This is a genomic window from Halomonas flagellata (assembly GCF_022487945.1).
Taxonomy (GTDB): domain Bacteria; phylum Pseudomonadota; class Gammaproteobacteria; order Pseudomonadales; family Halomonadaceae; genus Halomonas; species Halomonas flagellata.
Genome location: NZ_JAKVPY010000016.1, coordinates 77784 through 99947, shown reverse-complemented (window position 1 = coordinate 99947; position 22164 = coordinate 77784). Strand labels below are relative to the sequence as shown.

Below are 22164 nucleotides of genomic sequence, written 5' to 3'. Positions count from 1 at the left end.
CGAACGCTCATCGCACCCCCTGGAGAGTGACAGGCCGCCATGCATTATCAGGACGCCCTTGCCGAAGAGATCCGCGACGCTGCCGCCCGGCTGCTGGCCGAGGATGTCGGCCCCGGTGACATCACCGCCCAGCTGATCCCCGACCGCCAGTGGGCGACGGCCCGGGTCATCACCCGCGAGACCGCCGTGCTGTGCGGCGTTGCCTGGGTCGACGAGCTGTTCCGTCGCCTCGATGCCAGCGTCACGCTGCGTTGGAGCGCCGCCGACGGCGACCGGCTCGAGGCCGGCCAGGCCTTTCTCGAGCTCGAGGGTCCGGCCCGCAGCCTGCTGACCGGCGAACGCGCGGCGCTCAACCTGCTGCAGACCCTCTCGGCCACGGCCACTCGCACGCGCCACTACGTCGACCTGCTCGCCGGCACCGGGGTGCGCCTGCTCGATACCCGCAAGACCCTGCCCGGCCTGCGCCTGGCGCAGAAGTATGCGGTGACCTGCGGCGGCGGCCACAACCATCGCATCGGCCTGTATGACGCCTTCCTGATCAAGGAGAACCATATCGCCGCTTGCGGCGGCATCGCGGCGGCGGTGCGGGAAGCCCGCGACATCGCCCGCGACCTGCCGGTGGAAGTGGAGGTGGAGACCTTCGACGAGCTCGACCAGGCCCTCGCGGCCGGCGCCGACATCGTGATGCTCGACAACTTCTCGCTCGACGACATGCGCGAGGCGGTGAAGCGCAACGCGGGGCGAGCCACGCTGGAGGCCTCCGGCAACGTCGACGAGACCACCCTGCGCGCCATCGCCGAGACCGGCGTCGACTGCATTTCCAGCGGCGCCCTGACCAAGGACCTCAAGGCCATCGACCTGTCGATGCGCCTCGTCGACTAGGTAGGGAAGAAGTGGACTCAGGTCTCCACGGCGACCAGGGATTTCTCCAGGCGGTGACGGCACAGCCGCTCACCGCCACGCTCCACCCACTCCTCGCCGAGATCGCGCCAGCCCCGGCGCACCAGGCCGTCGGCCAGCATCAGGCTGGCATCGATGCGGGCCCGCCCCACCCCGTGCTCGAGCAGCAACCGCTCGGCATGCACCAGCAGGGTCGAGCCGATGCCGCGACGGGCCAGCGACGGCCAGACATAGAGCGTCACGATGCGCCCCCGGGGAATATCGAGCTCGAGGAACCCGACGCAACGACCGTCGCAGGTCGCCACCAGAGTGGTGAAGAGCGCCTGGCGTGCCGCCCAGGCGCAGGCTTCCCGGGGCAATGCCGCCGCCCAGGCCTCGCGCTCGGCCAACCCGTAGTGGGCCGTGGCTCCCTGCATCACGGCGTGATGGAAGACCTCGGCCTGGTCGGCGGCGTCCTTGGCCAGGGCGCCACGGTAGAGGATCCGCGGTGCCCGCGGTGCCCGCGGCGCCTGCCCGGCACCCGCTGCCCCGTGCTCGGTGGTGATCTGGCTCATCGGTGTCTGCCCTGCGATGGGTCGGGGATCGAAAGCGGCACGCCCGGTGCCGAGCAGCAGCCTACACAAGCCGGGCGCCGCGGCCAATCCCCCTCGCCCCGACGCCGACGAGCCGGCATAATCCCGACATGATCGCGACGCCCACCTCCCCTGCTGCCCCCGGCTTCGCGATGACCCCGATCGGCGTCATCGAGAGCGACTACCCGGACAAGTTCGGCATTCCCCGCCAGCCGGGGCTGGCCCCGGCCGCCCGTGCCAGCCTGATGCTGACGCCCCCCTTCGACGACCCGCTGGCGGTACGCGGCCTGGACGCCTTCAGCCACCTCTGGCTGACCTTCGTGTTTCACCACAGCCCTGACCGCTGGACGCCCCTGGTGCGCCCCCCGCGGCTCGGCGGCAACGCCAGGGTCGGGGTCTTCGCCAGCCGCAGCACCCACCGCCCCAACCGCCTGGGGCTCTCGCTGGTGGAGCTGGTCGAGATCGACACCCGCCGCGGGGTACGCCTGGTGCTGGGCGGGTGCGACCTGGTCAGCGGCACCCCGGTGCTCGACATCAAGCCCTACCTGCCCTGGGCGGAAGCCCGCCCCGAGGCCCGCGCCGGCTTCTCCCCCGAGGCCCCGCCGCTGCTGCCGGTGACCTTCTCGCCCGAGGTCGAGGCGACCCTGGCCGAGCGCCCCGACGACGCTTCGCTGTGCGAGCTGATCCGCCAGGTGCTGGCCCAGGACCCGCGCCCCGCTTACCGCAAGGGGGCCGAGGAACGGACCTACGGGGTGCGATTGCGCGACGTGGACGTGCGCTTTCGTGCCGAGGCCGATCCGGCTGGAGACATCCGACTACGGGTCGTCGAGATCGTCCCGGCCTGAACCCTCCATAACGACGAAGGGCCCGACAGAGCCCTTCGTGGATCACGCTCTTGGTACCATCAGGAGAAATCGACCCCGATACGCCGCCCCACCTCCTCGTAGGCCTCGATCACCCCGCCCAGGCCCTGGCGGAAGCGGTCCTTGTCGAGCTTCTCGCGGGTCGCAGCGTCCCACAGGCGACAGCCGTCCGGGGAGAACTCGTCGCCCAGCACGATCTCGCCCTTGAACAGGCCGAACTCCAGCTTGTAGTCGACCAGCAGCAGGCCGCCCTCGGCGAACAGCGTCTTGAGCACCTCGTTGACCTTGAAGGTCAGCACCTTCATCTCCCTGAGCTGGTCGGGCGTGGCCCAGCCGAAGGTCTCGGCCAGTGACTCGTTGATCATCGGGTCGTGCAGGGCATCGTTCTTGAGGAACAGCTCGAAGGTGGGCGGGGTGAGTTCGCGGCCCTCCTCCACGCCCAGGCGCTTGACCAGGCCACCAGCGGCGATGTTGCGCACCACGCACTCCACCGGAATCATCTCGAGCTTCTTGACCAGGCTCTCGGTGTCGGAGAGCAGGCCGTCGAAATGGGTGGGAATGCCTGCCTCCTGGAGCTTGCCCATGATGAAGGCATTGAACCTGTTGTTGACCGTCCCCTTGCGTGCCAGCGACTCCATGCGTTCGCCGTCGAAGGCACTGGTGTCGTCGCGGAAATGCAGGACCAGGTGGTCCGGGTCGTCGGTGGCGAAGACCGACTTGGCCTTGCCGGCGTAGAGTTCTTGACGCTTTTCCATGGGAGCCTCCACAGGCTGCGGATACGAGACAGTATGGGAAATCAGCCGATGGCCTGCCACGCCAGGCCGGTGTCCTGGGCGGCGACCATCAGCCGGGATTCATCGCCGTCGAGCAGCGGCACCAGGGCCTCCAGCGCCAGCTCGGGGCGGTTGTTGTGTTCGGAAAGGTGCGAGCAGACGATGCGCTGCAGGCGATCGAGCCCCAGTCGCGCGAGCAGTGCCGCGGCCTGGCCGTTGGCCAGGTGGCCCCAGTCGCCCCCCACGCGCCGCTTGAGGGCGCGCGGGTAGGGGCCCTCGGCAAGCAGGCGCACGTCATGGTTGCACTCCAGCACCAGGGCGTCGCAGCCGGCGAAGGCCCTGGCCACATGGTCGGTGGGATGGCCGAGGTCGGTCAGCACGCCGAGGCTGCGCCCCCCGGCATGGAAGCGAAACTGCACCGGCTCGCGGGCGTCGTGGGGCACGGTGACCGGGTCGATGACCACCCCCTTGATGGCGAAGCGGGCCTGGGGGGTGATCCAGTGGTGGCCGGGCAGCTCGCCGAGGCGTCTCGTGCCCCAGGTGCCCGGGGTCAGGTAGACCGGTACGCCGTGGCGGCGGGCCAGGGGACCGACCCCACGCACATGGTCGCCATGCTCGTGGGTCACCAGCACCGCATCGAGCTGGCGCGGATGCAGGCCGAAATCGGCCAGCCGGCGCTCGGTCTCGCGCAGTCCGAAGCCGCAGTCGACCAGCAGGTGGGTGTCGCCGTCGCTGACCAGGGTCGCGTTGCCCTTGCTGCCGCTGCCCAGGGAGGCGAAGCGCAGCGTACCGGCGGGTGGGCGCGACTCGGCCACCCGGGTCGCCATCAGCGCAGCAGACCCGACACCCGCTCGAGCAGCTCGCGCTGATCCTCGGGGGTGAAGGCGCGATCGCTGGCGTTCTCCGCCCGCAGCACGGTCCGGTCGGGACCGGTGGACTCCAGTACCAGGCGAATCCGCTGGGACATCTGGCGCACGTCGGGGCTGAAGACGATCTGCAGCGGGTTGCGATCGCGCTCGCTCTGGGTCATGTAGCTGATCAGGAAGTCGTGGGCGGCGGGGTCGCTGTCGAGCAGCTCGCGGCGCTCTTCCACGGTGAAGTCCAGCTGCAGCTGGTGATCCAGCTCGGCCCAGGTCCGATCGATATCCAGCGGAATGGCCACCACCCAGTCGTCGCCCCGCTGCTCGAGGCGCAGGCGTTCCTCGCCGGCCAGGCGCTGGGCGGCCAGCGACGACGAGCTGGCCGAGGCGCTGCGCGCGCCGAAGAACTGCTCCATCTCCTCCAGGCAGGCCGCCACCGGGGCACCCCCCCGGTCGCAGCGCACCTCGCTGTCACCGGCGCGCAGCCCTTGACGCACGCTGAGGCGCGCCTGGGGGGTCTCGATCACGCCACGGGAGGTGTCGCTGGCGGTCACCTGCAGGCCGCGAGTACGGGCGAAGTCCTCGAGCTGGGGCCATACCGTACCGGGATCGGCGCCGACCACCAGCCAGCTGTCGCGGCCGATGTTGCGGCGCTCGACGAAGTCACCCTCGGTGGCACGCCCGGCCGCCAGCGGCTGGGGGCTCGGGACCTCGAAGCCGTCGTCCCGTGCCCGGAAGTCACCTACCGCCTCGGGCACCGGCATGGCATCCCGGTAGCGATCGGGGTTGCGCGTCTCGGGCAGGACCAGCGGCGAGCTGCCGCCGGCGTCCGCATAGTCGATGCTGCGGTCGTGATAGTAGCCGTCGCGGGCACAGCCGGCCGTGGCCAGGGCGATGGCCGCCACCAGCGGCATCCATTTCAGCGCAGAGTTCATGCATCCACCTTGCGTCAGGTTGTCCAGGTTCCGGCGCCCGAGCGCCGGTCAATCGTCGGTCAGGCCGGCCAACTGCAGGGCCTCGCCGATGGTGGAGTGATACTTCTCGGACAGCCATGTCAGGGGCAGACGGATACCGGGCTCGATCAGGCCCATGCGGTGCAGCGCCCACTTGACGGGGATGGGGTTCGACTCGACACCGAGATTGGTGTGCAGGGGCATCAACCGGGTGTTGATCTGGTGAGCCTTGTCGGCGTCGCCGGCCACGGCGGCGGCGCACAGCTCGTGCATCGCCCGGGGGGCGACATTGGCGGTCACCGAGATATCGCCATGGCCCCCTATCAGCATGAAGTCGCAGGCGGTACCGTCGTCGCCGGAATAGAGCATGAAGTCGCTGCCCCTGAGGCGGGCGATCAGGTCCTCGGCGCGCTCCAGGTTGCCGGTGGCGTCCTTGAGCCCGATGATGTTGTCGACCTCGGCCAGGCGCAGCACCGTCTCGTTGTAGAGGTCGGAGCAGGTACGTCCCGGCACGTTGTAGAGGATCACCGGCAGCTTGCTGCCCTCGGCCACCGCCTTGAAGTGCTGGTAGAGGCCTTCCTGGGTCGGCTTGTTGTAGTAGGGACACACCGACAGGCAGTAGTCGGCCCCCACCTCGCCGGCGTAGCGGGCCAGCTCGACGGCCTCGGAGGTGGCGTTGGCCCCGGTGCCGGCGATCACCGGGATGCGCCCGTCGACCTCCTCCACCACCGCGCGAATCACGTCGAAATGCTCGGCGAAGGACATGGTGGTGGGCTCGCCGGTGGTACCGGCGGCGACGATGCCGTCGGTGCCATTCTCGAGGTGGAAGTTCACCAGGCGGCGCAGCGCCTCCCAATCGATGTCGCCATTGACCTTCATCGGCGTCGCCATGGCGACGATACTGCCAGTGATCATCCTCTCATTCCTCTCGATGCAACTACGCGATACGACTGCTGCGTCTGCCGCCCCCGAATGCGGGGACACGCCTCGGACAATGGCACCAACGCCAGAGAGTAGATGGTACTCAGGCGATCAAAGCCTGTACAGCACGGGCAGGCGAGACTTTACAGCTCGGCCGCGGTTGCGTGTAATCGGGAGCCACGTCCCACCGGCACAAGGAACCTTCCATGAGCGTCAGCATCGGCCAGCCCGTGCCCGACTTCACCGCCAGCGCCACCAGCGACAGCCGCGTAAGCCTCTCCGAACTGCAGGGCCGGCAGGTGGTGGTCTATTTCTATCCCAAGGCCAGCACCCCGGGCTGCACCACCGAGGGTAGCGACTTCCGCGACCGCAAGGACGCCTTCGACGCCGCCAATACCGTGATCCTCGGCGTCTCCCGCGACGGCCTCCGCGCCCAGGAGAACTTCAAGGCCAAGCAGGGCTTCAACTTCGAGCTGATCTCCGACAAGGACGAGGCCGTCTGCCGGCTGTTCGATGTCATCAAGCTCAAGAAGCTCTACGGCAAGGAGCACCTCGGCATCGAGCGCAGCACCTTCCTGGTCGACGCCGAGGGCAGGCTCGCCCGGGAGTGGCGCAGGGTCAAGGTGCCCGGCCATGTCGAGGAGGTACTCGAGGCCGCCCGGGAACTGCACGCCGCTTCCTGACTCTTCCGCCCGGTGCGTGGGCGGTGGCCCTCACTCCTTGACCAGGGACTCCACCGCCTCGTTCTTCTGCCGCTTCTTGATGCCCCGGGGCCAGGCGTAGACGAGCGCCTTGAGCAGGGTCGCCAGCGGAATGGCGAAGAAGACCCCCCAGAAGCCCCAGATTCCGCCGAAGAAGAGTATCGCCAGGATGATCGACACCGGGTGTATGTTGACCGCCTCGGAGAACAGGATCGGCGACAGGACGTTGCCGTCCAGCGCCTGGATGACGCCGTAGGCGAGCACCACGTAGAGGAACTCGTCGGTCATGCCGAAGTGAAAGCCGGCCACCGCCGCCACCGGCAGGGTGGCCACCGCGGCGCCGATGTAGGGCACCAGCACCGAGAAGCCCACCAGCACCGCCAGCAGCGCCGAATAGGGCAGGCCGAAGAAGGCGAAGGTCAGGAAGGCCACGGTGCCGACGATGATGATCTCGACGAACTTGCCGCGCACATAGTTGGCGATCTGGTCGTCCATCTCCTGCCAGATCCGCGTCATCAGAGTGCGCTTCTGGGGCAGCAGCGACACCATGAAGGCCACCAGCTTCTCGCGATCCTTGAGCATGAAGAACACCAGGATCGGCACCAGGATCAAGTAGACGATCAGGGCGATGACATTGCCCAGCGAGGCCAGCGACAGCGTCAGCGCCCGCTGCCCGAACTGGGTCATCTCGCGCCCGGCCACGCCGATCCAGTTCTGGATCTGGTCGGGGGTCACCAGGTTGGGGTAGCGCTCCTGGAGGTCGTCGAGCAGCTGCTGGCCGCTGGCGAACATGCGCGGCGCCTCCTGCACCAGGCTGACGAGCTGGTTCCAGATCAGCGGCATCAGGATGAAGGCCATCGCCAGCAACACGCCGATGAAGCCGAGAAACACCAGGGTCACCGCCAGCAGATGCGGCACATGGCGCCGGGTCAGGGCCGACACCGCCCCCTGCAGCAGGAAGGCGATCACCAGGGCGATGAAGAAGGGCGCCAGCATGCGCCCGAACCAGATCACCGCGGCGAAGCCCAGCACCAGCACCACCAGCAGGATCACCGCCTCCTCGTCGGAGAAGTAGTGGTCGATCCAGCTCTTGAAGACGGCGCGCAGGCTCATGAGCCGGGCTCTCCGCCCTTGCGAATCCAGTAATGGAAGACCGGGCCACGCTCCTCCCTGGCCGGCATCTCGTGGATGCTCTGCTCGATGAAGGTCTCGAAGTCACGCCAGGAACCGGCATCGGTGGCCATCACCTCGAGCAGCTGGCCAGGCTCGAGGCGCGCCAACGCCTGCTTGGCCTTGAGCAGGGGCAGGGGGCAGGGAAGACCGCGGGCGTCGAGCACGTCATCAGGTTGCACAGCCATGTTGTCTCCCGGGAGAATGCATTCAGGGCATGTCGGCTGCCAGGCAGGAGCCGCTCGACATGAAACCCTTGAGATTTAAAGGCACTTTACGGGCCGAATCAATGTCGGAGGGTAACTCCCGCCGCCTGCCCTGCCGGAAGAGAGGATGGCCATGCCCCGGATCGCCACAACCTGCCTCGCCGCCTTGCTGAGCCTGGCGCTTGCCCAGCCCACTGCCGCCCAGTGGATCGACAGCCGGGCGAGTGACGACTACGGCCTGCCCAGCCTGACCAGCAGCGGCAGCCAGGCGGTCAGCGGCGAGGAGGCACGCCTGGGCCGCGCCTGGCTCAGGCAGTTCCGAGCCCGCGCGCCCGGCTGGGATGACCCCATCGCCCAGGAATACGTGGAATCGCTGATCACCCGGCTACTGCCCCACAGCGACCTGGTCGACACCGACACCCTCGTCACGTTGGTCGAGAGCCGCATGCTCAACGCCTTTGCCGTGCCGGGCGGCGTGATCGGCGTGAACGCCGGCCTGTTCGCCTTCGCCGACGAGGAGGCCGCCCTGGTCTCGGTACTCGCCCACGAACTCGGCCACCTCTCACAGCGCCACTATGCCCGGAGCCTGGCCCGCGCCGAGCAGACCCAGATCCCCACCATGGCCGCCATGCTGGCCGGCATGCTGATCGCCGCCGGTGGCGGTGGCGATGCCGGCATCGGCGTGGCCATGGGCTCCCAGGCGGCCTTCATTCAGGACCAGCTCGCCTACTCCCGCCGCTTCGAACAGGAGGCCGACCGCATCGGCCTCCAGGCCATGGCCCAGGCCGGCTACGACCCCCAGGCCATGGTACGCATGTTCCGCGCCATGCAGCGCATGGCCAGCCTGCAGGGCGGCAACCCGCCGGAGTTCCTGCTGACCCACCCGGTGACCGAGTCCCGCCTCAGCGACACCCAGGATCGTGCCAGCCAGCTCCGGCTCGACAGCCCTCGCGACGAGGACCTTCAGTACTCGCTGGTCAGGGCCAGGGCATTGTTGGCGATCCACCGCCGCGACCCGCGGCAGGCCGCCACCCGCCTGGCCCAGGGAGACGCGCCCGAGGCTGCCCGGCGCTACCTGGCGGCGCTGATCGACGCCGAGCGCGGCAATACCGATGCGGCACTGCGCGACCTCGACGCCCTGGCCCGGGAGTTTCCCGACCTGGCGCTGCTGCCCGCCTCGGCCACCGAGGTGGCGTTCGAGGCCGGCCGCTACGACGACACCATCGAGCGCAGCCGTCGCCAGTTGCGGCTGATGCCCGGCCATGTGCCCACCACCCGGCTGCTCGGCGAGGCGCTGCTGCAACGCGACCCCGACGAGGCCTGGCGGGTGCTGCGGGAGCTCTCCGAGCGCCGCCCCGAGGATCCCCAGGTGTTTACCCTGCTGGCCGAGGCCGCCGGACGCAGCGATCGCGAGGCCTGGGGCCACCTGGCCCGGGCCGAACAGATGCAGCTCACCGGCCGCATCGACAACGCCATCCGCCAGCTCGACGTGGCCAAGGGGGTCGCCGAACGCGAAGGCAACACCACCGCCGCCAGCCGCATCGAGCAGCGTCGCAAGGACTTCCTCGGCTATCGGGAGACGATGGAGAAGTTCTGACAGCTGGAAGCTCCCGGCAAAGCCGGGGACTTACAGCTTAAGCCCGCGAAGCGGGCGCTCTTCCAGCTCCAGCGCTAGGCGAAGCCTAGCGCTGGAAATTGAGCATCCGCTCCAGCGGCTTGAGCGCGGCCCGGCGCAATTCGGCGTCGACGAAGATCTCGCCGCTGCCATGACGCAGGGCGCCGGCCAGGTTGTCCAGGGCGTTCATCGCCATCCACGGGCAGTGGGCGCAGCTCTTGCAGGTCGCGCCGTTGCCGGCGGTGGGGGCCTCGAACAGGGTCTTGCCCGGCACCGCCTGCTGCATCTTGAAGAAGATGCCGCGGTCGGTGGCCACGATCAGCTTGTCGTTGGGCAATTCCTTCGCCGCCTTGATCAGCTGCGAGGTGGAACCCGCCACGTCGGCCAGCTCGACCACCGGGGCCGGCGACTCCGGATGCACCAGCACCGCCGCCTCCGGGTAGAGGGACTTGAGATCCTCGACGCCCTTGGCCTTGAACTCCTCGTGAACGATGCAGGCGCCGTCCCACAGCAGCATGTCGGCGCCGGTCTGCTTCTGGATATAGCCACCCAGGTGCTTGTCCGGGGCCCAGAGGATCTTCTCGCCGCGGGCCTGCAGGTGCTCGATCACCTCCACGGCGATGGACGAGGTCACCACCCAGTCGGCGCGGGCCTTCACCGCCGCCGAGGTGTTGGCATAGACCACCACGGTGCGGTCGGGGTGCGCATCGCAGAAGGCACTGAACTCGTCGGCCGGGCAGCCCAGGTCCAGCGAGCAGGTCGCCTCCAGGGTCGGCATCAGCACGCGCTTCTCCGGCGAGAGGATCTTGGCCGTCTCGCCCATGAAGCGCACCCCGGCCACCACCAGGGTCTCGGCCTCGTGGCGGGCGCCGAAGCGGGCCATCTCGAGGGAATCGGCCACGCAGCCGCCGGTCTCCTCGGCCAGCTGCTGGATGGCATCGTCAGTGTAGTAGTGCGCCACCAGGACGGCGTTGTTGGCCTCGAGGAGTCGCTTGATCTCGTCGACGCGGGCCTCGTCCTCGGCGGGAATCCGGGTGGGGCAGTAGGCGCGTGCCAGGTGCTCGCGCACCTCGACACGGGAAGTCATGATCGTCATCGTGTCTACCACTGTGACTGGCAGGGGCTCCCCCTGCGATTTACCAGGTACCGCCGCTCGCGCGCTCCGCACGGGGCGATACACCTGAGGGTCGACCCTTGCGTCTTTCGCCACGATCGACCCGAGCCCTTATTCTAGACCAGAACACTGGGGTATTGACCACCCCCGGCCGGAAAAGCGTCATGCGAATGGAATGGGGGCCGCCCGGCGGGATCGAGGGGCACTCGAGGTGGCTGCATTGATGGCATCAGTGCGTTAGCGCACCGACGGCGGCCTGCCGTTCCGCCAGAGTCGTGCTACCGATGCTTCACGACATCGTGAAGGCCGGACAGTGACACGAGGTCGCCATGCCATCCCCCATCCAGCACACCACCCTTCCCACGACTGCATTCAAGAAATTCACGCGCCTGCCCGACCGCGAGCCAGGCGAACAGCAGCACGGCTATCCCTTCAAGCCGGAACGCTTGCCCGAAGCACCACTTGCGACACTTCCCGACGAGGAGCTCGACGAGCCTGCCAGGCGCGCCGCCGCAGGCGACGATGATCTGATGAGCCAGGATATCAACGCGATCGTCCCCAAGATGCCGTCATGACATCCCGGCGGGTGCGCCCTTCCCAGGGCGCACCCGCCGATTTCATGGTACCTCCCCTTCGATGATGACCTGACGGTAGATGCGCCGATCGGAGGCATAGCAGCCACAAGAGGCCTCGATCAGCCCCGCCCGGTCCAGCACCGTGATGTCCCCACGGTGATAGCGGATCAACCGGCGCGTCTGCAGCGCCATGGCGGCCAGGGTGATGCCGGCACGACGCACCCCCAGCATCATGGCCAGGAACTCATGGGTGAGATGCAGCTGATCCGAGTGCGCACGATCCTGGGTCATCAACAGCCAGCGAGCCAGCCGGGCCTCGAGCTGATGAAAGTGGGTACATGCCGCCACCCGGGACAGCTGGTGCATCAGCACATAGAGATAGCGCTTCAGCAGCGCCTGAAGCGCGGGGCTCTGCTCCAGGTGACGGCCAAAGACAGCCGCCGGTATGCGCAGTGCCGGCCCGGCGCCCTGCACCAGGGCGTGCCAGGGCGACTCCTCGATCCCCAGGATCAAGGGCATCCCGAACATACCTTCACTGCCGACCATTGCCACTTCCAGCCGGTCCCCGTCACTCAGATTGGCAATCAGGGAAATGAAGCTGTTGAGGGGAAAATAGACATGCGAGATTCGCCCGCCGGGCTCGGCGAGCACCTCACCGAACACCAGGTCGACGGCCTCGCAGTCGGCAAGGAAAGATACCCTGTCCTGATGCGGCAAGCTGTCGATAAGGTGGTTGGTCATCGGACTGAGAGTAGAAGGCTTCATGTGCACGCTCCTGGTTGAAACCGGCAATCGGCACATGGCAAGAAATCACTAGGGTCCGACGTCGACGGCAGCCAGGGGGTGATCAGGCAATCACCAACAAGCCGCTAAGCGAACACTGGCATGTCCATCATCATGCCGTCGGTGCGCCAGGATACACACGCAGGACACGACCTGCTTGCGTACCCTACCGGTCCGCGAGGGAAATAGACCCTTCACCCGGGGCGATGATAGCTCAGCAGGCGATCGTACTCCTTCTTGACGACCACATAGCATTCACAGACCCGCGCTTCCAGGCCAGGCCTGTCCAGGATGCTGATATGCCCGCGATGGTAGGAAATCAGGCCAGCCCTCTGCAGCTTGCCGGCCGACTCGGTGACGCCCTCGCGGCGCACCCCGAGCATATTGGCGATCAGTTCCTGGGTCATGACCAGCTCGTTGGTCGGCAAGCGATCCAGGCTCAGCAACAGCCAGCGACACAGCTGCTGATCCAGGCTGTGATGCCGGTTGCATACCGCTGTCTGAGCCATCTGGGTGATCAGGGCCTGGGTGTAACGCAATAACAAGTGCTGAAGCGTTGACGCGCGATCGAATTCGTCCTTCAGCAGCTGCCCCTTGAGGCGATAGGCGCTGCCGGCACTCTGCACGATGGCACGGCTCGGTGTGGTTTCGCCGCCCATGAACAGCGAGATGCCGACGATACCCTCGGCACCGACGACGGCAATTTCCGTCGAATCACCATCTTCCATGACGCACAGTAGCGATACGATGGAATCCGTCGGGAAATAGACATGGCGCATCACCTTTCCCGACTCGACCAGAGAATCCCCCAGCGTCAGCTCGACCCGCTCGAGGTGGGGCGCCAAGCGCTGGTATTCATCCTTCGGCAGGGCCGCCAGCAAGTGATTCTGACGAAGGTCATGTTGCAGGGCCATGACTGACACTCCCGTATCGGGCAAGCCACCCCCGACCACAGGGCACGAAAAGCGGACTTGTCCGATGGTGGTTGACGATACGAGGCAGCCGCAGGATATCCTTGCCGGACTCACCCCTGATCACATCTAGAGACAGGCAACAGGCTGCCCTGTATCACCAGGCAGCCTACAACCAATTGAATTAAAACAAGAAACACCGACTCACGCGGATCTCGCTGCACTCCCCCACTCGCCGACACAGGCGCAGCAACCGAGTACTTACTGTGTACGCTAGCGCACGGAAGTGGCTCCGTCACGCCACTACGCTCGCTGGATACCGGCCAGGCCCCAAGGCTCAGGTCAGGCAGTGCCGTCCCACCGAGACTCACACGCAGGCGGAACAGGAAACCAACTCATGGGTAGTGCCAACGTTTCTGATGATCACGCCTCTTGTCTCACGAACTCGAGCGCCGCACCGGGCCACGCCGCTCTTGCCCCACCTATGAGCGTGCGGCCCAGGGGTAATGCGCGTTCCCAGGCCGAGTGCATGAGAGACGACCCGATGCTTCAGGGCACCGCCTGGACGCAGCTCCCTTCCGCCTTCTTACGCGCCGAGGAGTCGGTGCGGCAAGGTCACACCCCGACAGTGGAGGACCTCCCCGAGCGAAAGGCGACCAACGCCTCGAGACGGGAAGTCGCAGCAGCCCTGGATGCCGAGAGGGCATGGGCTCGGGTGGCCCTCAACGCCATTGGCGATGCCGTCCTGACCATCGACCTTCACGGTACGGTCACCTACATGAACCGAGTGGCTGAAACCCTGACAGGCTGGTCAGAATCGGAGGCGATCGGCAAGCCACTTTCCCGCGTGTTCCATCTTGTCGATGGCAAGACACATCAAACGACCATCCTCCCTGGGCGGCGCGCCATCGAGGAGAACAAAACGGTAGGCTTCGCTCTGGATTGCGTGCTCGTCCGCCAGGATGGCAGCAAGCTCGAGATCGAGGATTCAGCGGCGCCCATCCATGACCGGGAGGGTCGAGTCACCGGCGCCGTGATCGTGTTCCACGACGCCTCTCAGTCACAGGCCATGTTGGAGAAGATGGCCTACCTGGCGCAGCATGATGCGCTCACCGGCCTGCCCAGTCGCGCCCTGCTGACGGAACGGCTCTCCCGAGCCATTGGCCTGGCCCGACGACACCGACATCTGGTCGCCCTGCTCTATCTTGACCTTGATGCCTTCAAGCCCATCAATGACTCGCTCGGCCATGCCTTGGGTGACAGCCTGCTCCAGGCGGTTGCGGGTCGTCTTCAGGAGTGCATGCGCGACATCGACACCGTCTGTCGTCAGGGTGGCGACGAATTCGTGATCCTGCTTGCCGAGATCAGGCAACCCGAAGATGCCACCAAGGTCGCGGAAAAACTGCTTGCCGTCCTGGGCAGGCCGTACCGTATCCATGGTCATGAACTCCTCATCACGCTAAGCATCGGCATCAGCCTCTACCCGGATGATGCCGACGATGCCGATACCCTCATGCACAACGCCGACACGGCCATGTACCACACCAAGCGAAATGGCCGAAATGGACATTACTGCTTCACGGATGAGATGAATACCCTGCCCATTCGACGAAGGCGGAGCGAACCAGGTCTGCATCGGTCCCTCCAGCCATCGCAATTCTTGTTCGACTTTTAGCCGAAGATCGGGCGGTCCACGGAGGTCGTTCCCGTGCCTGGGCCCTGTTCCCGGGAAGCATCCGATGCTCGATCCCGCTCAGCCTGCCAGGTTCACTGCCGTGGCACAGTCCAATGGGCCGATCGTTCCACCAGGCATCAGGACGTGAGGCGCCATGTACGCCAGCGCACAGACGGGGGGGGCGCCGTTGGCATAGCCTCAACATGGGTGTGGCAAGGGAACAGCCTATACAGGGAGTTGCGCCAAGCGTCGCACGGACTGCGACGCCATCATGACACGAACCATCCCGCAGCATCCTGAAACAGGAAAATGCGCCGCAGAGGAAAACTTCATGAACAATATCGTCTATATCGTCGGTGCAGTCGTCATCGTGCTGGTGGTTCTCTCCGTTCTCGGTCTGCGTTGAGACAAGCGACGAGAGAAGTTGATTGGCAAGACAGCACGGTGAAGCCGGGAGGCTGCAGGCCGAAGACCCCGTTCACTGGAGACGCCCCCGTGACCATCATCAAAGGATTCGTGTTCCTGCTCTTTCTGTTCGGTCACATCGCGCTGACCAACGCCGATGACGGCTACACCGACGCCCTGCAGACATACGAGCGGCAGGAGTACCGCCAGGCCTTGCAGATGTTCGACCGGCTTGCCACCACCGGCGACGCCGAGGCCCAGTACATGCTTGGGCAAATGCACGAGGCCGGCCAAGGGACGCTCCAGGACTTCGTGGAGGCGCACAAGTGGTACAACCTGGCCGCGGCTCGCGGCCACCGCCGTGCCGCCGCTGCGCGCGATGCCGTGGCGGCGCGGATGACCGCGCAGCAGATCAGCGAGGCCCAACAGGCAGCCCGCGCCTGGCAGCCGAGGGCGACACCGTCAGGGATAGCACCCGAACCATCGCCTCCCGTCGAGACCCTGTCCGGCCGACAACTGGTGGCCGAAGTCCAGCGTGAACTCAACCGGCTAGGTTACGAGGCCGGCCCGGTGGACGGTCTGATGGGAACTCGCAGCCGTAATGCGATTCGCGATTACCAGGGCACGGTGGGCCTGGCCCAGGACGGTCAACCGACGACGGCACTGCTGGCTCGATTGCGGCAGACGGGCCGGGAGCCGGCGGCCACGGTGCCACCCGAGCCGGAACCGACACCGGAAAGACGGGTCGCCCTGGACGACGCCTTCAGCGACGGCGATTTCCGGCGCAACCCACCCTGGACCGTGCTCAGCGGACGCTTCGACATCGATGATGGCGGGTTACGCAGCATCGTGGAGAAACCACAGGTGGTCACGCCCGCCTCACCGACGCTCCGCCCGGAACGACCGGAGGAGATCGGCCTGGCGATGCTCCAGTTGATCCTCGGACAGGAGGGCGGGCTGAAGCCTGACGCGGCATCGCCGGAGGCGACGGAGGTCGAGTTCGGGGACGCGGCCCGGATTTTCGTCCATGCACCGGTCGACAACGCCTTCAGACTGGAGCTGGAACTGGCCTCCTACCAGCGGCCGGGCAGCCTGGCACTGGGGCTGTTCCAGGGCAACCAGCCCGGTGGAGGCTACCGCCTGGTCTACAATCCCGGCTCACGGCCCGGGCTTAGCCTGGTACGGATGACGGCCGATGGGGGCGAGGTGATCGCCAGCAGCGAGGGCACGCTCGACCTCGAGGATGGCCGTTTCCATATGCTGAGCTGGACCCGCGACGAGAGCGGGAACATGCAAGTCTGGGTGGATGGCCGGCGTGTGCTGCAGGCACACGATCGGCGCCTGCGCCAAGGCTTCCAGGGCTTCGTGCTGGTGAATCATGGCGGCGATTACAACCTCCGCCGGGTACGGCTGGAGCATTAGGGAAACAATCAACCGGACCCATAACGACAAAGCGCCCTCGCTTTCTGGAAGCGAGGGCGCTTTGTTTGGCAATCTGGTGGGTCGTGTAGGATTCGAACCTACGACCAATTGGTTAAAAGCCAACTGCTCTACCAACTGAGCTAACGACCCGGTGCTTGCGGACAAGCATACAGGCTCGGATGGTGGGTCGTGTAGGATTCGAACCTACGACCAATTGGTTAAAAGCCAACTGCTCTACCAACTGAGCTAACGACCCGTCCGAACGGGTGCAGATATTACTCACCCAGCCCCCTGAAAGCAAGCGCTTTTTTGCCTTTGGTCGCAGGCTCGTCGCCTCAGCGGCTGCGGTGGCCCTTCGGCTTGCGCATCGCCTGCACCGGCCGGCGCTTGTGCTTGTCGCGGCTCCAGCGATTCTTCTCGTCCGGGGTCAGCTCCGGCACCTTGCGCGGCGCCAGTCCGGCCTGGGCCGCCAGGTCGTCGATCTCGTCCTGGGAGAGCTCAGTCCACTCGCCGGCCTTGGCCCGCTTGTCGAGGAAGATGTTGCCGTAGCGCACCCGCTTGAGGCGGCTGACGGTGAGCCCCTGGGACTCCCACAGGCGGCGCACCTCGCGGTTGCGGCCCTCCATGATCACCACATGGAACCAGGTGTTGATGCCCTCGCCGCCGAATTCCTGGACGTCGGTGAAGCGCGCCGGGCCGTCGTCGAGCATCACCCCCTCGACCATGGCCACGATCTGCTCCCTGGTCACCTCGCCCATCACCCGCACCGCGTACTCGCGTTCCACCTGGGTGGAGGGGTGCATCAGCCGATTGGCCAGTTCGCCGTCGGTGGTGAACAGCAGCAGGCCGCTGGTGTTGATGTCGAGCCGGCCGATGGCGATCCAGCGCTCGCCCTTGAGGCGCGGCAGGCGATCGAAGACGGTACGCCGTCCTTCCGGGTCCTTGCGGGTGCAGAGCTCGCCCTCGGGCTTGTTGTACATGATCACCCGGCGCGGCACCTCCTCGGCGCCACGCAGGGTCACCGGCCGGTCGTCGACGCTGACCCGGTCGCGCATCTCGATGCGGTCGCCCAGGGTCGCGACCTTGCCGTTGACCTTGACCCGGCCATCGGCGATAGCGGTCTCCATCTCGCGGCGCGAGCCCAGCCCGGCACGGGCCAGGACCTTCTGTAGTTTCTCGGTGGTGTCGCTCATCGGTCGTCGGTCTCACTGGATGTGGATTCCGCCCCCGGGGCAGCGTCATCGTCGACGCAGCCCCGGGCACGTTCGGACAGGCGGGCCTCGAGATCGGCGAAGCTCAGCCCGGTCCGTTCTGACGCCGTCCCGGCGTGGTCATCGTCGGCCGTCCCGGCCGTCGGTTCGGAGACCTCGGCGGCATCGGCCGGCGCGAGGTCATCATGATCAAAGGCCTCTCCATCGGCCGCCGTCTGCTCGCCCCCCTCGTCGGGAGGGGCGTCGGCCTGGGCCAGCAGCGCCTCCTGGGGCGGCGGTGGCGCGTCCTCCTCGAAGAGCGGCTCGTCGAACTCCTTGAGCTCGTGCATCGGCGGCAGCTCATCGAGGGTCTTGAGGCCGAAGTCGTCGAGGAAACTTCGGGTGGTGGCATAGACCGCCGGTCGCCCCGGCACGTCGCGGTGCCCTACCACCCGGACCCAGCCACGCTCGAGCAGGGTGCGCATGATCGAGCCGCTCACCGTGACCCCGCGCACCTCCTCGATGTCGCCGCGGGTCACCGGCTGGCGGTAGGCGATCAGCGCCAGGGTCTCGAGCAGCGCCCGGGAGTAGCGCTGGGGGCGTTCGTCCCACAGCCGTGAGACCCAGGCCGAGAGCCGCGGGCGGATACGCAGCTGGTAGCCCGAGGCGGTCTCGATCAGCTCCATGGCGCCGCGCTCGTGGCGGATGCCGAGCCGCTCCAGCGCCTCGCGCAGGGCGCGACGCGGCGGCCGCTCGTGATCGTCGAACAGTGCCTCCAGCCGGTCGAGGCCCAGCGGCTCCCCGGCGGCCAGCAGTGCCGCCTCGAGGATCTCGTCCAGGGCATCGGGAAACTCCATGGCGGTCATGCCGGCGCACTCCCCTCATCGTCCTCGAAGGGGCTCTCGCCGCCCGCGTCACCCTCCGCCGCGAAGACGTCCTCCTCGTCCGCCGCCAGCGCCGCCCGGGCCCGCACATGGATCGCCGACAGCGGGGCGTTCTGCACGATCTCGATCATCGCCTCCTTGGCCAGCTCGAGGATCGCCATGAAGGTCACCACCACCCCCGCCCGGCCCTCTTCCAGGGTGAACAGCGCCTCGAAGGGGGTGAAGTGCTCGTGGCTCAGCCGCTCCATGATCCTGAGCATCCGCTCCCGGGTCGAGAGCACCTCGCGGCTGATCTGGTGCGCCTGGTTGAGCTCGGCGCGACGCAGGATGCCGGCCAGCGCCCCGAGCAGCTCGTCGAGTTCGACATCGGGATGGATTAGCCGGGATTCCAGCGGCGGCAGCACGGCCCGCGCCGGGAACCAGTCGCGCCCCAGGCGCGGCAGCTCGGCCAGCGCCTCGGCGGCACTCTTGAGCTGTTCGTACTCCTGCAGGCGGCGGATCAGCTCGGCCCGCGGATCCGCCTCCTCGTCGTCGCCGCCCTCCTTCGGCGGGCGCGGCAGCAGGGTGCGCGACTTGATCTCGGCGAGCATCGCCGCCATCAGCAAGTATTCCCCGGCCAGCTCGATCTCCAGCGCCTTCATCAGCTCCACGTACTCGATGTACTGGCGGGTGATGGCGGCCACGTCGATGGCCAGGATATCGAGGTTCTGGCGGCGGATCAGGTAGAGCAGCAGGTCGAGCGGCCCCTCGAAGGCCTCGAGGAAGACCCGCAGCGCCTCCGGAGGAATGTAGAGGTCCTCCGGCAGCTCGGTGATCGGCTCGTCGAACAGCCGCCCCAGCACCGCGGCCTGCTGGGCCGCGACGGTTGTCTGCTCGGGGCTGCTGGCGGTATCGGGGATGGTACTCACGCGGCGTGCCTCTCCGGGGACGCGGGATCAACGCGCCAGTCTAGCAAGAGCACGCCAAGGGAAACAGTATGAACCCGGTGGCGCCACGACAACCATTGGACAACTTCTATGCCACCGCCTGACGGTGGCGCGTTATGTCACCACGCCCGGCCAGGATGCCCTCCACGGACACATCTTCATCCAGGGCGTCCCAATGGATCCCTCGAGGGCTCAGCTCATAGTCGGCCAGCTGCCCGGGAGTGGCATTCAGCAGCCGCGGATACCAGGCAAGAGGCACACCGATCGTACGACCGTCACTCAGCTCAACCCAGAAGCTATCTTCATCAAACGTCACACGTTTAGGCGAAATATTCATGCCAGGCCTCCTCCAGTGCCTTACGATGCTGCGCGACCATAGCGGAAATTCGACGCAGCATCCGTGCATCGAAACCGTCATTCCGAGCCAGCTGAACCTCAGGAACCAACCAGAACTTGGCTTCAGAACCCGCCTTGAAAACATGGATATGCGGTGGCTCTCTGGGATCACCTTCATCTGAATAGAAGAAGAACTTGAAGCCATCCAGACGCAGCACGGTTGGCATGTCTGACTCCCCCGGCGACCCAAGGGTCATTCAACCGCGGCCATCTTGAGATAGCAAGCCACCCTACTCCGCCGCCTCTGCCTTGCGATAGCGCCCGGTGTAGTCGAAGAGCTTCTCGCGCACCTGCCAGAGGCGACCCACCTGGCGCCCCACCACGAAGTCCGGGGCACGCAGCCGCCGCTCCCCCTCGATCACCGCCTCGGGCGTGGCGGGCTGCCAGCGCGAGCCCGGCGCGCGCAGGTGGTCGCGCAGGAAGACCGCGGTGAAGGCGCGCCGCTGGGCCGGGGTCTCCAGGGCGAACCACTCGGTGAGCGTCGCGCCATCCTCGTCGTGATAGGTCACCTTCAGGCGCGGCAGGCCGCGGCCGTTGACGGTCGCCTCGAGCTGCATGCCGCTGACCCGCAGCACTCGGGCGTCCTTCAGGCGCAACGCCTCCCGGAGCTTGTCGTCGGCATCGACCAGCAGCGTCTGGCAGCCGTGGCAGCGCCGGGCGGCGATGTCGTTCTCGGCACCGCACTGCTCACAGACCTTGAAGCGGTAGCGGAAGTCGCACTGGCGCTTTTTACAGGCGCCCGACCCCGCGCCGCGTTGCTCGTGCTCGGACGGGGCGCTCGACGCATCGTCAACGAGCCCCTGGCAGCGGCGGCCGAAGTGCTCGATGACGATATCCCCCTCACGCCGCCCCCAGAACAGGTTGGCGTGGCCGCAGGCGGGGCACGCGACCTGCACCGGCTCGGTGTCGCCGGCGGGCCCGGGGCTGCCCACCTCGGGCGCGTAGAGGTCCCAGGGGTTGCCGGCATAGTCGAGGATCAGGCAGTCGGCCTTGCCCGGGGCGAGGCGCAGGCCGCGGCCGACGATCTGCTGGTAGAGGCTCACCGACTCGGTGGGCCGCAGGATCGCGATCAGGTCCACATGGGGGGCATCGAAGCCGGTGGTCAACACCGCCACGTTGACCAGGTACTTGAGCCGCTGCGCCTTGAAGGCGGCGATGATCGCCTCGCGCTCGGCGGAGGGCGTCGCCCCGGTGACCAGCGCCGCCGCCTGGGCCGGCAGGTAGCCGAGGATCTCCTCGGCGTGGGCCACGCTGGCGGCGAACAGCATCACGCCCCGGCGCTCGCGGGCACGCACGACCACCTCGGCGATGATGCCCGGCGTGGCACGGTGGCCGGCCACCACCCGGTTGAGCTCCTCCTCGCGGAACAGCCCGTCGGCCGAGGGGGTGAGCCGCGAGAAGTCGTAGCGTTCGACGGCGGCATCGATCCGCGTCGGTTTCGCCAGGTAGCCCTGCTTGACCATCAGCCGCAGCGGCTGCTCGAACACGCAGTCGCGGAAGAAGCAGTCCTCCCCGCCTCGCACCATGCCGTGGTGGTGGCGGTGGTAGATGAAGCCCTGACCCAGCCGATAGGGCGTCGCGGTCAGCCCCAGCACCTTGAGGCGCGGATTGCGGGCGCCCAGGTGGTCGATCACCCGGCGGTAGCTCGACTCCTCGTCCAGGGCGACCCGGTGACACTCGTCGATCACCAGCAGGGTGAAATTGCCGTCGTCGAAACTCTCGAGGTTGCGCACCACCGACTGCACCGAGCCGAACACCACCTGGCGGGCCGCCTCCTTGCGGCCGAGGCCGGCGCTGAAGATATCGGCCTCGAGCCCGTAGGCGAGGTACTTGGCGTGGTTCTGCTCGACGAGTTCGCGCACATGGGCCAGCACCAGCACCCGCCCCCGGGCCAACCGCGCCAGCTCGGCGATCACCAGCGACTTGCCGCTGCCGGTGGGCAACACCACCACCGCCGGGTCGTCCGCGGCGCGGAAGTGCGCCACCACCCGGCCGACCGCCTCCCGTTGATAAGGACGCAACGCAGGGGGCGACGGGGAGGTAGCGACGAACTCGGCGGGCATGGCGGAACCGGGATGGCGAGGAAACGCCGCCATCTTACCCGCCACCACCGCCCCCGTCAGGGGGCAGAAGCGTGGCCGACGGCCGGCAACATTCCTGACGCGCAGCCGAAGAGCTTTCGCCTTGAAGAACTTTCATCCGTGAACCTCGGCGTCTGGACTATAGTGAGCAGACCGCCATGTATCAGACCAATGTCCAAGACGTGATGGCGATACTCATCACTGGAGTCTGATATTTCTCATCACAGAGGTAGGAGATCACCGATCAAAGGGACTTTGATCCTCGACA

General features: G+C 66.9%; 24 protein-coding genes and 2 tRNA genes. 8 read left to right on the top strand and 18 right to left on the bottom strand.

Annotated elements, in window-relative coordinates:
* Window positions 1–39: 39 nt before the first annotated feature.
* Window positions 40–882, top strand: a complete 843-nt coding sequence (gene nadC, locus MKP05_RS14010; protein ID WP_240568860.1) for a carboxylating nicotinate-nucleotide diphosphorylase — start codon at window positions 40–42, stop codon at window positions 880–882.
* Between the two features lie 17 nt (window positions 883–899).
* On the opposite strand, the gene MKP05_RS14005 is transcribed toward nadC, so the two are convergent.
* Window positions 900–1454: a GNAT family N-acetyltransferase gene (locus tag MKP05_RS14005; protein ID WP_240568858.1), complete on the bottom strand. Its 555-nt coding sequence runs from the start codon at window positions 1452–1454 to the stop codon at window positions 900–902.
* Window positions 1455–1582: 128 nt separating this feature from the next.
* Between MKP05_RS14005 and tsaA the strand changes: the two genes are divergently transcribed.
* Window positions 1583–2317: a tRNA (N6-threonylcarbamoyladenosine(37)-N6)-methyltransferase TrmO gene (tsaA, locus tag MKP05_RS14000; RefSeq protein WP_240568857.1), complete on the top strand. Its 735-nt coding sequence runs from the start codon at window positions 1583–1585 to the stop codon at window positions 2315–2317.
* Between the two features lie 59 nt (window positions 2318–2376).
* Here the strand turns inward: tsaA and purC are convergent, their stop codons facing one another.
* From purC to dapA, 4 genes are read right to left on the bottom strand one after another with little or no spacing between them, the layout of a single operon-like run.
* Complete coding sequence (purC, locus tag MKP05_RS13995; RefSeq protein WP_110283224.1) at window positions 2377–3090, bottom strand: phosphoribosylaminoimidazolesuccinocarboxamide synthase; 714 nt, start codon at window positions 3088–3090, stop codon at window positions 2377–2379.
* Window positions 3091–3131: 41 nt separating this feature from the next.
* Entirely contained in the window at window positions 3132–3935 is an 804-nt protein-coding gene (locus tag MKP05_RS13990) for an MBL fold metallo-hydrolase (protein WP_240568855.1), read from the bottom strand.
* Window positions 3935–4903 carry a lipoprotein, NlpB gene (locus MKP05_RS13985; protein ID WP_240568853.1) on the bottom strand — a complete coding sequence of 323 codons (969 nt, stop codon included), beginning with the start codon at window positions 4901–4903 and terminating at the stop codon, window positions 3935–3937. The genes MKP05_RS13990 and MKP05_RS13985 overlap by 1 nt, the downstream gene beginning before the upstream one ends.
* A 48-nt stretch (window positions 4904–4951) precedes the next feature.
* Window positions 4952–5836 (bottom strand): 4-hydroxy-tetrahydrodipicolinate synthase, encoded by an 885-nt coding sequence (dapA, locus tag MKP05_RS13980; RefSeq protein WP_240568852.1) that lies wholly within the window; start codon window positions 5834–5836, stop codon window positions 4952–4954.
* A 212-nt stretch (window positions 5837–6048) separates the two neighbouring features.
* On the opposite strand from dapA, the gene MKP05_RS13975 reads away from it, so the two are divergent.
* Window positions 6049–6525 (top strand): peroxiredoxin, encoded by a 477-nt coding sequence (locus MKP05_RS13975; protein ID WP_110283221.1) that lies wholly within the window; start codon window positions 6049–6051, stop codon window positions 6523–6525.
* A gap of 30 nt (window positions 6526–6555) precedes the next feature.
* On the opposite strand, the gene MKP05_RS13970 is transcribed toward MKP05_RS13975, so the two are convergent.
* Window positions 6556–7656: an AI-2E family transporter gene (locus MKP05_RS13970; RefSeq protein ID WP_110283220.1), complete on the bottom strand. Its 1101-nt coding sequence runs from the start codon at window positions 7654–7656 to the stop codon at window positions 6556–6558.
* Entirely contained in the window at window positions 7653–7901 is a 249-nt protein-coding gene (locus MKP05_RS13965) for a sulfurtransferase TusA family protein (RefSeq protein WP_110283219.1), read from the bottom strand. The genes MKP05_RS13970 and MKP05_RS13965 overlap by 4 nt, the downstream gene beginning before the upstream one ends.
* A gap of 151 nt (window positions 7902–8052) precedes the next feature.
* On the opposite strand from MKP05_RS13965, the gene MKP05_RS13960 reads away from it, so the two are divergent.
* Window positions 8053–9516: a M48 family metalloprotease gene (locus MKP05_RS13960; RefSeq protein WP_439108995.1), complete on the top strand. Its 1464-nt coding sequence runs from the start codon at window positions 8053–8055 to the stop codon at window positions 9514–9516.
* Between the two features lie 85 nt (window positions 9517–9601).
* Here the strand turns inward: MKP05_RS13960 and nadA are convergent, their stop codons facing one another.
* Complete coding sequence (gene nadA, locus MKP05_RS13955; protein ID WP_439108994.1) at window positions 9602–10630, bottom strand: quinolinate synthase NadA; 1029 nt, start codon at window positions 10628–10630, stop codon at window positions 9602–9604.
* A gap of 347 nt (window positions 10631–10977) precedes the next feature.
* Between nadA and MKP05_RS13950 the strand changes: the two genes are divergently transcribed.
* Complete coding sequence (locus MKP05_RS13950; protein ID WP_110283216.1) at window positions 10978–11223, top strand: hypothetical protein; 246 nt, start codon at window positions 10978–10980, stop codon at window positions 11221–11223.
* Window positions 11224–11265: 42 nt separating this feature from the next.
* On the opposite strand, the gene MKP05_RS13945 is transcribed toward MKP05_RS13950, so the two are convergent.
* Both MKP05_RS13945 and MKP05_RS13940 read right to left on the bottom strand, forming a co-directional pair.
* Complete coding sequence (locus tag MKP05_RS13945) at window positions 11266–11988, bottom strand: Crp/Fnr family transcriptional regulator (protein WP_240568846.1); 723 nt, start codon at window positions 11986–11988, stop codon at window positions 11266–11268.
* Window positions 11989–12200: 212 nt separating this feature from the next.
* A complete protein-coding gene (locus MKP05_RS13940) occupies window positions 12201–12920 on the bottom strand; it encodes a Crp/Fnr family transcriptional regulator (RefSeq protein ID WP_240568844.1) in 720 nt (239 codons plus the stop codon).
* 541 nt (window positions 12921–13461) lie between these two features.
* On the opposite strand from MKP05_RS13940, the gene MKP05_RS13935 reads away from it, so the two are divergent.
* The 3 genes from MKP05_RS13935 (at window position 13462) to MKP05_RS13930 (ending at window position 16419) form a co-directional block, all read left to right on the top strand.
* Entirely contained in the window at window positions 13462–14592 is a 1131-nt protein-coding gene (locus tag MKP05_RS13935) for a diguanylate cyclase domain-containing protein (RefSeq protein WP_240568842.1), read from the top strand.
* A gap of 271 nt (window positions 14593–14863) precedes the next feature.
* Window positions 14864–14998 (top strand): hypothetical protein, encoded by a 135-nt coding sequence (locus tag MKP05_RS21790; RefSeq protein WP_258364117.1) that lies wholly within the window; start codon window positions 14864–14866, stop codon window positions 14996–14998.
* A gap of 89 nt (window positions 14999–15087) precedes the next feature.
* Entirely contained in the window at window positions 15088–16419 is a 1332-nt protein-coding gene (locus MKP05_RS13930) for a peptidoglycan-binding protein (RefSeq protein WP_240568841.1), read from the top strand.
* Between the two features lie 74 nt (window positions 16420–16493).
* Here MKP05_RS13930 and MKP05_RS13925 read toward each other — a convergent pair.
* The 8 genes from MKP05_RS13925 to radD all read right to left on the bottom strand — a co-directional run bounded on the left by MKP05_RS13925 (window position 16494) and on the right by radD (window position 21878).
* Window positions 16494–16569, bottom strand: a tRNA-Lys gene (locus tag MKP05_RS13925).
* 30 nt (window positions 16570–16599) lie between these two features.
* Window positions 16600–16675, bottom strand: a tRNA-Lys gene (locus MKP05_RS13920).
* A 79-nt stretch (window positions 16676–16754) separates the two neighbouring features.
* Window positions 16755–17612: a 23S rRNA pseudouridine(2605) synthase RluB gene (rluB, locus tag MKP05_RS13915; protein WP_240568839.1), complete on the bottom strand. Its 858-nt coding sequence runs from the start codon at window positions 17610–17612 to the stop codon at window positions 16755–16757.
* Window positions 17609–18475 (bottom strand): SMC-Scp complex subunit ScpB, encoded by an 867-nt coding sequence (gene scpB, locus MKP05_RS13910; protein WP_240568837.1) that lies wholly within the window; start codon window positions 18473–18475, stop codon window positions 17609–17611. Before scpB ends, rluB begins: the two co-directional genes overlap by 4 nt.
* Window positions 18472–19392: a segregation and condensation protein A gene (locus MKP05_RS13905; RefSeq protein WP_439108996.1), complete on the bottom strand. Its 921-nt coding sequence runs from the start codon at window positions 19390–19392 to the stop codon at window positions 18472–18474. The genes scpB and MKP05_RS13905 overlap by 4 nt, the downstream gene beginning before the upstream one ends.
* A gap of 115 nt (window positions 19393–19507) precedes the next feature.
* Window positions 19508–19756 carry a DUF2442 domain-containing protein gene (locus MKP05_RS13900; RefSeq protein ID WP_110283200.1) on the bottom strand — a complete coding sequence of 83 codons (249 nt, stop codon included), beginning with the start codon at window positions 19754–19756 and terminating at the stop codon, window positions 19508–19510.
* A complete protein-coding gene (locus tag MKP05_RS13895; RefSeq protein ID WP_110283199.1) occupies window positions 19740–19982 on the bottom strand; it encodes a DUF4160 domain-containing protein in 243 nt (80 codons plus the stop codon). Before MKP05_RS13895 ends, MKP05_RS13900 begins: the two co-directional genes overlap by 17 nt.
* A 63-nt stretch (window positions 19983–20045) precedes the next feature.
* Window positions 20046–21878 carry a DNA repair helicase RadD gene (radD, locus tag MKP05_RS13890; protein WP_240568868.1) on the bottom strand — a complete coding sequence of 611 codons (1833 nt, stop codon included), beginning with the start codon at window positions 21876–21878 and terminating at the stop codon, window positions 20046–20048.
* Window positions 21879–22164: the final 286 nt, after the last annotated feature.